Genomic DNA, 10229 nt, shown 5'->3' on the forward strand with positions numbered 1-10229 from the left:
GCAGCCTGATCCTGCCGGACAGGCTCAACCCGATCACTCTCTGACGCTGAATGTCAGATCAAATGCCGACTACTACAATCCCAGCGCAGCCGACCAAGCGGAAAACCGTGAGACATTGATGCGGCTGAACTACGCTCTCGTCGGTTTGGTCAAGGGTAAGAGGCCACGCCTTGAGCGCACATTGCCGGCTATCGATATCGAAAGCCACCGAGCGTCATTGCAGATATGGAGCTTTGGCGATCAGGAGGTGTACCTCGTTGGCTGCCTTCCGTTCCGCGAGCGAGGCAGAATGTATTTTGACCTGCAGCTTCGCAACTCTGTCGATGACATCAGGCACCACATGAAGCTCAAGCTGCAGCAGATCCGTACATGAAGACTCGGATGGGGACTCCTATCCATTTCGATACAACCGCGGCATGGTCGGTGGGTGACGCTAAGCCTCTGAATTAACTGATCTTTAACCCTGCGGCATCGTGCCCTGCACAGGAATTGTGAATTCCTAAAAGAGAACGAAGAAAGAACTTGCGATAGGGAACAAAGTGAGTACATATATTCTCTCAACACCGCGTTGAGATTCACTCTTCCTCCTGCCATAAGGATGTTAGGTCATGTCACAGTCCTCCCTGAGACTGGTGGAAAGCTCATCAATGGATAAAGAAAAAACGAAAGCTCTCGACGCGGCGCTCTCCCAGATCGAGCGTGCCTTCGGCAAGGGCTCGATCATGCGGCTCGGCAAGGGCCAGCAGCCGGTTGAAATCGAAACCGTTTCGACGGGGTCGCTCGGCCTCGATATCGCGCTCGGCGTGGGCGGTCTGCCCCGCGGCCGCATCATCGAGATCTACGGGCCGGAATCGTCCGGTAAGACCACATTGGCGCTGCACACCATTGCCGAAGCCCAGAAGAAGGGCGGCGTCTGCGCCTTCGTCGACGCGGAGCATGCGCTGGATCCGGTCTATGCCCGCAAGCTCGGGGTCAATTTGGACGATCTCCTGATCTCCCAGCCCGACACGGGCGAGCAGGCTCTTGAGATCTGCGACACCCTGGTGCGCTCCGGCGCCATCGATGTGCTCGTCATCGACTCCGTGGCGGCGCTGACGCCGAAGGCCGAGCTCGACGGCGAAATGGGCGACGTGCAGCCGGGTCTCCAGGCCCGTCTCATGAGCCAGGCCCTGCGCAAGCTCACCGGCTCCATCTCCCGGTCGAAGACCATGGTAGTCTTCATCAACCAGATCCGCATGAAGATCGGCGTCATGTACGGCTCGCCCGAGACCACCACGGGCGGAAACGCCCTGAAGTTCTACGCCTCCGTGCGCCTCGACATCCGCCGCGTCTCGACGCTGAAGGATCGCGACGATCCGATCGGCAACTCGGTGCGCGTGAAGGTCGTCAAGAACAAGGTCGCTCCGCCCTTCAAGCAGGTCGAGTTCGACATCATGTTCGGCGAGGGCGTCTCGAAGGTGGGCGAGCTCATCGATCTCGGCGTCAAGGCCGGCATCGTCGAGAAGTCCGGCGCTTGGTTCTCCTACGACAGCCAGCGCCTCGGCCAGGGCCGCGAGAACTCGAAGCAGTTTCTGCGCGACAACCCCGAGGTTGCCGACAAGATCGAAGGCCTTATCCGCCAGAATGCCGGCCTGCTGGCCGACCGCATCCTGGAGCAGGCGACTCCAACCGCCGACGATCTGGACGAGGGTTCCGCTGACTGATGCATGGCCCGGATAAGTGGGATCCGGTTATCCGATAAGGTCATGCACAAAAGGAGGTTTGCTCTCCTTCAAGGGCAAAGAGAGGCCGTCGCGAGAGATCGCGGCGGTCTTTTCGTTTCTACGTACCGGGAAGGAGAAGCTGTTTTGAAAGACTCGGTTTTTTAAGATAAATGAAACTTCATAACGACACTTTCAGTGCCGTGGTGAGGTGCAATAATGAATGACGAAGCAAAACTGCACGATCCGGGGCGTATTGTGAGCTATCTGCAACTGCCGGGCGTGCCGTATGAGGCTTATCTTCAAGGACAGAAGCTGATGGCTTCTTATCTCGCACGGCTGAATCGCCATGCCGGATGGATCGCGTCAATAGTTTGGATCAGCTTCGTATTTGCTGCGTCTTTCTATGTTTTCTCAACAACTCCCAGTAGATACGCAGTGGCGTTCTTATATGTATTGTTCGTTTTGCTTATAATTGTACTGTCTTTATGGTATTATCAAAGAGCGCGGCTATACAAGAATGTCTATCGTTCTCTTGAAAATGTATCTTGTGACGTTTTTGTTGGAGAGAATGGATTACTGATAAAATCTGCTGACTTTTCGGAATTTTTTGGTTGGTCAAACTTGGCCTTGTCCGTCAAGAACAAGGATGGGCTGTTTTTGATCATGAAGAACATTCAGGTGGTCTCAATCCCGGAGACTGCGCTAAAGCAGATGCCTGAGAGAGATGCCTTGCTTGAATTCATTGAGGGCATAACACGCTCTCCTGCCGCTACCAGGAGCGGATAGTATGCGACGCCGTGAGCGACCACATACAGATGTTAAGTTGCTCCCGGGCCTATTCGCTCTCCTTGCCGAAACGCCGCCTCGACAGCGCGGGCGTAGGCGGCTAAAACCGGCCACCATCATACCTTTGCGGGCCCTGAAAAGCCCTTACCCGAAGTTTGAGAATCCATGAGCGGCGTCAACGAAATCCGGTCGGCCTTCCTCGACTACTTTGCCAAGAACGGCCATGAGGTCGTGGCCTCGAGCCCCCTCGTGCCGCGCAACGACCCGACCCTGATGTTCACCAATGCCGGCATGGTGCAGTTCAAGAACGTCTTCACGGGCGCCGAGAAGCGCCCCTACAGCACGGCCGCGACCGCGCAGAAATGCGTGCGCGCCGGCGGCAAGCACAACGATCTCGACAATGTGGGCTACACCGCGCGCCACCACACCTTCTTCGAGATGCTCGGCAACTTCTCCTTCGGCGATTACTTCAAGGCGCAGGCCATCGAGCTTGCCTGGAACCTGATCACCAAGGAATTCGACCTGCCGAAGGACAAGCTCCTCGTGACCGTCTACCACACGGACGACGAGGCGGCGGACCTGTGGAAGAGGATCGCCGGCTTCTCGGATTCTAAGATCATCCGCATCCCGACCTCGGACAATTTCTGGCAGATGGGCGATACCGGCCCCTGCGGCCCGTGCTCGGAGATCTTCATCGACCAGGGCGACAAGCTCTGGGGCGGCCCTCCCGGCAGCCCGGAGGAGGACGGCGACCGGTTCCTCGAATTCTGGAACCTCGTCTTCATGCAGTACGAGCAGATCGAGCCCGGCAATCGCATCGGCCTGCCCAAGCCTTCCATCGACACCGGCATGGGTCTCGAGCGCATCTCGGCGATCCTGCAGGGCGTGCATTCGAACTACGACACCGACCTGTTCCGTACCCTGATCGAGGCGGTGTCCCATGCCACCGGCGTGACTCCTGAAGGCGACCGCAAGGCCTCGCACCGGGTGATCGCCGACCACCTGCGCACCTCCTGCTTCCTGGTGGCCGACGGCGTGCTGCCATCGAACGAGGGCCGCGGCTACGTGCTCCGCCGCATCATGCGCCGCGCCATGCGCCATGCGCAGCTTCTGGGTGCGCGCGATCCGCTCATGTACCGCCTCGTTCCCGCTCTCGTGCGCGAGATGGGGCAGGCCTATCCGGAGCTGATCCGCGCCGAGGCGCTGATCGTCGAGACCCTGCGGCTTGAGGAGACCCGCTTCCGCAAGACCCTGGAGCGCGGCCTCTCGATCCTCGACGAGGAGACCCGCAATCTCGCCAAGGGGCAGAACCTCTCCGGTAGCACGGCCTTCACCCTCTACGACACCTACGGCTTCCCGCTCGATCTGACGCAGGATGCGTTGAAGCCGCGCGGCATCGGCGTCGACACGGACGGCTTCAACGCCGCCATGGAGCGCCAGCGCGAGAAGGCCCGCGCGGCTTGGTCCGGCTCCGGCGAGGCGGCAACCGAGACCGTGTGGTTCGCCGTGAAGGAGCGTACCGGCGCCACCGAGTTCCTCGGCTACGACACCGAGACGGCAGAGGGCATCGTCCTGGCGCTGCTCAAGGACGGCCAGGAGGTTGCGGAGCTGAAGGCCGGCGAGAGCGGCCTCGTGGTGCTCAACCAGACCCCGTTCTACGGCGAATCCGGCGGTCAGGTCGGCGATACCGGCGTGATGCAGGGCGAGGGTGCCCGCGTGTTCGTGACCGGCACCGAGAAGAAGCTCGGCGACCTTTTCGTGCATCATGTCACCGTGGAGCACGGCTCCCTGAAGCAGAACCAGTCGCTGGAGCTGATCGTCGATCACGAGCGCCGCTTTGCCGTGCGCTCCAACCACTCGGCGACCCACCTTTTGCACGAGGCCCTGCGCCAGGTGCTCGGCGACCACGTGGCCCAGAAGGGCTCGCTCGTGGCGCCCGACCGCCTGCGCTTCGACTTCAGCCACCCGAAGCCCATCGAGGATGCTGAGCTCGCCAGGGTCGAGGAGATCGCCAACAGGGTGCTGCTCCAGAACGAGCCGGTGGTCACGAAGCTCATGGCCGTGGACGAGGCGATCGAATCCGGCGCCCGCGCGCTCTTCGGCGAGAAATACGGTGACGAGGTGCGCGTCGTCTCCATGGGCAAGGCCGACGACAACAAGACGTTCTCCATCGAGCTCTGCGGCGGGACGCACGTGAACCGAACGGGCGACATCGGTGTCGTCACCATCGTCGGCGAGAGCGCGGTTGCGGCCGGCGTCCGTCGCCTCGAGGCCATGACGGGCGATGCCGCGCGTCGTTACCTTACCGACGAGAGCCGCAAGCTGCGTGAGGTCGCAACTCTCCTCAAGACCCCTGTTGATGAGGTCTCGACCCGCCTGACGGCGCTTCTCGAGGAGCGCCGCAAGCTGGAGCGCGATCTTGCCGAGGCGCGTCGCAAGCTCGCCATGGGCGGCGGTGCTTCTGGCGGTGGCGATCCGGTCAAGGATGTGGCCGGCATCAAGCTGATGGCCCGTGCGGTCACCGGCGTCGAGATGAAGGACCTCAAGAGCCTTGCCGACGAGGGCAAGAAGCGCCTCGGCTCCGGGGTCGTTGCCATCATCGGCGTGGCGGAAGACGGCAAGGCCGGCATCGTGGTCGGCGTCACGGAGGACCTCACGTCCAAGATCGACGCCGTCGCGCTCGTGCGTGTCGGCTCGGAGAAGCTCGGCGGCAAGGGCGGCGGCGGACGCCGCGACATGGCCCAGGCCGGCGGTCCCGACGGAGCCCAGGCGGACGCGGCGCTGGCGGCGATCGAGGCGGCTCTGGCAGCGGCTTGAGAACAGGTATCATCCCGGACGGCGAAAGCCGATCCGGGATCGTCTGACGTGAAGGGCGCCGATGCCGATGGCCGGCAGGCGTCAGTTTCTGGTCACTCTCCAGACCGTGTTCGACACGTCGTCGGCGATGATCAAGGCGCCTCGAGGATCCACCGTAACGCCGACCGGTCGTCCCCGCGTGTTGCCGTCGTCGACCAGGAAGCCGGACACGAAGTCGATCGGCTCTCCGGCGGGCTTGCCGTCGCGGAACGGGACGAAGATGACCTTGTAGCCGACCGGCACGCTGCGGTTCCAGCTGCCGTGCTCGCCGACGAATACGCCATCGGCGAAATTCTCGCCCATCGCCTGGTTCGAGAAAGCAACGCCGAGGGCTGCCACATGCGATCCCAAGGCGTAATCCGGGCGGATCGCCGCGGCGACCTTCTCCGGATCCTGCGGCTGCGCGCGCGGATCGACATTCTGACCCCAATAGCTGTAGGGCCATCCGTAGAAGCCGCCTTCACGCACGGACGTCAGATAATCGGGAACGAGGTTGGGGCCGATTTCGTCCCGCTCGTTCACGACGGCCCAGAGCTGGCCCGACCCCGGCTGGATTGTAAGAGCCGTGGGATTGCGAAGACCGGTGGCGTAAGGCTTGTGCTCTCCCGTCTGGGCGTCGATCTGCCAGACCATCGCCCGGTCTTCCTCGGCGTCCATCCCACGCTCGGTGATGTTGCTGTTGGAGCCAATGCCGACATAGAGGAAGCGCCCGTCCGCGCTGGCGGCCATCGCCTTCGTCCAGTGATGATTGATCACCGCGGGGAGATCCGCCACCTTCACCGGCGGCCCGCTCGCCTGGGTCTGGCCGTCGCGATAATCGAAGCGCACCAGCGCATCCTGGTTGGCGACGTAGATGGCGCCGTTGACCAGCGCGAGACCGTAGGGTGCATTGAGATTGTCGGCGAAGACGCCCTGCATTTCGTAAGTGCCGTCGCCGTTGCCGTCGCGCAGCAGCGTCAGCCGGTCGCCACCCTTCACCGAACTCTTGCCGAGGCTTTTGATGAAGCCCGCGATCACGTCCTTGGGGCGCAGCGTCGGCGCGTTGCCGCCGGATCCCTCAGCAACCAGAATGTCGCCATTAGGGAGGACGATGGTCTGGCGCGGGATCTTGAGATCCGTGGCAATCGGTTGAATCTTGTAGCCCTGCGGCACCTTCGGGAGATCATTGCCCCACTTAGCCGGCCTCGGGATCTTCATGGAGGGCAACAGGCCGCGCTGCGGTTCGGGCAGGTTCGGGTTGGCGCCGTATTGCGGCTGCTCGGGTTCGCCGTTGCAGGCGGTGAGGGTGATGGCCAGAACACTGATCAGGAGGGACGAGCGGATCATTTCACCTCTCCGGTATGAAACCCGGAATAACCGATCCAGGCCGCCACGAGGGCCAGGAGCGTCGTGATCGCCGAGAGATAGAGCCCCTCCGGCATGGTCGCCCAGGCATCCTTCGCGTGGATGAGGGCGTTGACGAAGCCGAGCCCCCACATGGCGAGCAGCACGACGAAATAGGCAATCAGCCGCCCTCTGCGGGCCGTTCCCCTGCGAAAGAGATTGACCAGCGACCAGAGTACCGCGAAGGCGCCGACGAGCAGGCCGCCGGCGATGAGCCAGGATGAGAAGTTGGCCCATTGGATGTGGAAGCTCGACCGGTAGGCGAAATCGCTGACCAGCGCGCTCAGAAACAAGGGAAGCGGAAAGGCGAGAAGGATGGCGTGAAGGGGATGGAGAGGCCTCAGAGCACCTGGGCGGGATAGGGCAGTCACAGCGTCTCTCCCGTTCCTGGAACCGGGCGCACAGCCCGTGTCCGGCAAAGGTTCGACGGATCAATGCATCAGCGGTCCGTAAGTTTCGGAAAACAATCCGCATGCCCGGCAGCATCCATGGAACCGTCCTCTGCTTGAGGGGGGTGACAGCCCTGCGGCGCGGAGTCGGGGGGACGGCGGGAGAGCTTCCATCACAAGCTTCAATCGTGGTCCGGATGCTGCCGGGAGGCCATCCTCCGCAACTCTTCCGGTGAGGCGCCGTCCTCCGTCCGCTCGCTGGGGAGGGTGTGCAGCATCTCGAAAGCAGGCAGCCTGCTCTCGATCCCGTACTGGATCTCAGGTGTGATCCGACCCGGCTCGTCGAGGCTGCCGATGGAGACCGTGATGCGGTCGTTCTCCAGGTAGGAATAGGTCAGCGGCGTGCCGCAATCGCGGCAGAAGCCGCGCTCCACAGCCTCCGAACTCCGGAAGACACTGAGCTGCCCCTTCGTCCAGACCAGATCCTTGCGCGGTACGCCAGTGAGCGGCGCGAAGTAATTGCCGAAGGCCTTTTGGCACATGCGGCAATGGCAGATGCTGGCATGGGTCGGCTCGGACATCAGCGCATAGCGCACCGCGCCGCATTGGCAGCCGCCGGTCATGACTGACTTCGTGACATTGGTCATGGTATTTTCCTTAGTCTCGATCGATCAGCTAGATCCGAAGGCTTTCGTGTCAACTTGGCTGGTCGAATCGACCAACCCAGCGTTGACGGCTTTCAGAAATGTTCCACTATCTCATCGGCTCCTCAAGCTTTTTGAAAGTGCCGACGTGACCCGGCCAGACGTTTCCGTTGCGGCGTCGGACAGCCGCCTTTCACCGGCTCGCCGGCTGCTTGTGATCCATAATCCGACGGCCGGGCGCGGTAAGCGCCGTCGTCTGGCCGCGATCCTGACCGCGCTTCGGAAGGAGGCGGTGCAGGTCGAGCTGCGCGCAACGGAGAGGGCCGGCGATGCCGAGCAGGCAGCGCGGGATTGCGGTCCCGACATCGACGTGCTGGTGGTGGCCGGCGGTGACGGCACGATCAACGAGGCGATCAACGGCTTGATGGCGCGGGAACAATCGCCGTTGCCGGTGCTCGGGATCATCCCGGTCGGCACCACCAACGTGCTGTCGCGGGATCTGCGAATTCCAGGACAGGCCAATGTTCTGGCGCGGCTCCTTGCCCATGGGACAACACGGGACATCCATGTCGGCCGCGCAAACAGGCGGTATTTTTCGCTCATGTGCGGGGTCGGCATGGATGCGCATATTGTCGATCACACCAGCCTTCGCCTCAAGAAGCGGATCGGCAAGCTGGCCTATGTGCTGCAGGGCCTGCGCGAACTTTTAGCCGGGGCACCGCGCCGCTACCGGGCCGAGATCGACGGATCCGAGGTGGTGGAGGCAAGCTCCGTCATCGTTGCGAAGAGCCGGTTCTACGGCGGAGAATTCCAGCTCGCTTCGCGGGCGGATATCGGCAATCCCGAACTCCAGGTCTGCCTCTTTCTGCGCAGCGGACGGATAAGCACGCTTCTCTACATCATCGGCATGGGCACAGGTCACCTCGATCGCATGCCGGGCTATCGGACGGTTATGGCCAAAGCGGTCAGCATCACCGGCCATGACGGCGACCCGGCACAGCTCGACGGAGACTGTCGAGACTGCCTCCCGCTCGAGATCGGATTGGGCGAGCGTCCGCTATCCGTGATCGCGCCTTGAGAAGGGCGACTGGTCACCACAGGCCTATGATGGCGGCGTCCAAGCGTCCTCTGGCAGGGAAAACCACAGCCCACCCGGATCCTCGTTCTGCGCGCCATTGGCTAGCCATTCGCGAATGACGCTCTCGATGATCTCTTCAGGCTGCGAGCCATACTGGCGCTGCACGATCCAGAGATGCGGTCCGTCAGGCCCGCCGCCGATGACGGGCACCGCGCCGCGGGACAGGAGCTCGGCGATGCAGCGGCGAACGTAATCGGTCAGGGCATCGCCTTCAAGATCGAAGTCAAGACGCCCTGCCGGCACGATCTGCCATATGCCCACAGCATCGAGAGGCAGTTCATTGGCGACCTGCACGATGTAGTCGCTCATCGTATCGCCGAAGCGTTTATGTCGGGGTTCTTCACTCATTTCTTATGTACCTTCTCTCCATCGCGAATAGATGGGTGATTGCTGCGAATGACATCAATCGTGATGCCGCTATTCCTGCTTCGCCTAATACCAAAAACGGAACCATCCGGCCGCTGATACCAGGACCCCTCATAAGATCTGGGCGATGGTACTGGCTGTGCATTTGGACTTAGAGCTTCAAGCAGCTCACTGAATTCCGGTCGTGTAACTGTGCGTGTTCCTTCTGAAGCCCGCCCATGCCGAGAGCCTGGAAGCTTTCCTGCAGGCCGTAAGATATCATGCAACGGCTTTGTTGCAGGCTCCCTTGCATTCAGCTCCCTCAGTCGGGCAGCCGCTTGCTGCGCCTCCGATTGGTTCGCCAGGATTCGTCCCTCCACGCCCTCATAGATGCTGGGTCTGGGTTTCCAGGACGGGTCTCTTTGCTGCACCTCGCGCACCAGCGCGCGGGCCTGCGCGGCGGTTATGTCCAGCCGTGCCTCCTGAGCCGGTGTGACCACATGAGCCCGACCGCCGATGATGCGATATCCGCCGGGGATGCGACGTGGTCTGAGTTGTGCATATTCCGAGCGAGGTCCGCTCCCGCTGCTACCTCCGCCAGTCAATTGTCCGCCGTCGGAATTACCGGCTGGGACCCTCGGCTGGTTTGGGTTGTACTGCTTGCGCGCTCTTAAAATGCGCAGCTGTCGTAGTTCCAATTGGGCGACAGCAAAGGCGTAGCGAACCTGCCGCAAAATACTGTGTGAATCGGAGGATCGAAACATTCAGCAACATTCTTGGTCAACATGATATATCGTTAGAACAAAATGAGAACATTGTCAAGCTTCTGACTACCCTGGAGATGCGGGCAGCAAAAAGCCCGGCTTTTGGCCGGGCTTTTCATCATTCCAGAACGTGGAAGGCTTCGATTAACCCGCCATGGCTTTTTTGAGGTTTTCGTCGATTTTGTCGAGGAAGCCGGTGGTGGAAAGCCACTTCTGCTCGG

Annotated in this window: 9 protein-coding genes; 5 read left to right on the forward strand and 4 right to left on the reverse strand. The window is 61.6% G+C overall.

Going from position 1 to position 10229, the window contains the following annotated elements:
- From ILT44_RS28700 to alaS, 4 genes are all read left to right on the forward strand, one after another.
- A partial coding sequence (locus tag ILT44_RS28700) for a hypothetical protein (RefSeq protein ID WP_204243024.1) occupies positions 1–373 on the forward strand: 373 nt, incomplete at its 5' end.
- Between the two features lie 235 nt (positions 374–608).
- Complete coding sequence (gene recA, locus ILT44_RS28705) at positions 609–1703, forward strand: recombinase RecA (protein WP_305070727.1); 1095 nt, start codon at positions 609–611, stop codon at positions 1701–1703.
- 216 nt (positions 1704–1919) lie between these two features.
- A complete protein-coding gene (locus ILT44_RS28710) occupies positions 1920–2489 on the forward strand; it encodes a hypothetical protein (RefSeq protein ID WP_204243026.1) in 570 nt (189 codons plus the stop codon).
- A 165-nt stretch (positions 2490–2654) separates the two neighbouring features.
- Positions 2655–5306: an alanine--tRNA ligase gene (gene alaS, locus ILT44_RS28715; RefSeq protein WP_204243027.1), complete on the forward strand. Its 2652-nt coding sequence runs from the start codon at positions 2655–2657 to the stop codon at positions 5304–5306.
- Between the two features lie 81 nt (positions 5307–5387).
- Here alaS and ILT44_RS28720 read toward each other — a convergent pair whose 3' ends face one another.
- The 3 genes from ILT44_RS28720 to ILT44_RS28730 all read right to left on the reverse strand — a co-directional run bounded on the left by ILT44_RS28720 (position 5388) and on the right by ILT44_RS28730 (position 7764).
- Entirely contained in the window at positions 5388–6671 is a 1284-nt protein-coding gene (locus ILT44_RS28720; protein ID WP_204243028.1) for a PQQ-dependent sugar dehydrogenase, read from the reverse strand.
- Positions 6668–7099 carry a DUF2231 domain-containing protein gene (locus tag ILT44_RS28725; RefSeq protein WP_204243029.1) on the reverse strand — a complete coding sequence of 144 codons (432 nt, stop codon included), beginning with the start codon at positions 7097–7099 and terminating at the stop codon, positions 6668–6670. The genes ILT44_RS28720 and ILT44_RS28725 overlap by 4 nt, the downstream gene beginning before the upstream one ends.
- A 200-nt stretch (positions 7100–7299) precedes the next feature.
- A complete protein-coding gene (locus ILT44_RS28730) occupies positions 7300–7764 on the reverse strand; it encodes a GFA family protein (protein ID WP_204243030.1) in 465 nt (154 codons plus the stop codon).
- 145 nt (positions 7765–7909) lie between these two features.
- On the opposite strand from ILT44_RS28730, the gene ILT44_RS28735 reads away from it, so the two are divergent.
- Entirely contained in the window at positions 7910–8839 is a 930-nt protein-coding gene (locus ILT44_RS28735) for a diacylglycerol/lipid kinase family protein (RefSeq protein ID WP_204243031.1), read from the forward strand.
- A 24-nt stretch (positions 8840–8863) separates the two neighbouring features.
- Here the strand turns inward: ILT44_RS28735 and ILT44_RS28740 are convergent, their stop codons facing one another.
- Positions 8864–9247, reverse strand: a complete 384-nt coding sequence (locus tag ILT44_RS28740) for a hypothetical protein (protein WP_204243032.1) — start codon at positions 9245–9247, stop codon at positions 8864–8866.
- Between the last annotated feature and the right edge of the window lie 982 nt (positions 9248–10229).

This window comes from Microvirga arvi (assembly GCF_016892765.1).
Taxonomy (GTDB): Bacteria; Pseudomonadota; Alphaproteobacteria; order Rhizobiales; family Beijerinckiaceae; genus Microvirga; species Microvirga arvi.

Bases quoted from the DNA above. Each gene is read 5' to 3' on its own strand.
- alaS (WP_204243027.1), top strand. From the start codon at position 2,655: ATGAGCGGCGTCAACGAAATCCGGTCGGCCTTCCTCGACTACTTTGCC.
- ILT44_RS28730 (WP_204243030.1), bottom strand. From the start codon at position 7,764: ATGACCAATGTCACGAAGTCAGTCATGACCGGCGGCTGCCAATGCGGC.
- ILT44_RS28720 (WP_204243028.1), bottom strand. From the start codon at position 6,671: ATGATCCGCTCGTCCCTCCTGATCAGTGTTCTGGCCATCACCCTCACC.
- ILT44_RS28710 (WP_204243026.1), top strand. From the start codon at position 1,920: ATGAATGACGAAGCAAAACTGCACGATCCGGGGCGTATTGTGAGCTAT.
- ILT44_RS28740 (WP_204243032.1), bottom strand. From the start codon at position 9,247: ATGAGTGAAGAACCCCGACATAAACGCTTCGGCGATACGATGAGCGAC.
- recA (WP_305070727.1), top strand. From the start codon at position 609: ATGTCACAGTCCTCCCTGAGACTGGTGGAAAGCTCATCAATGGATAAA.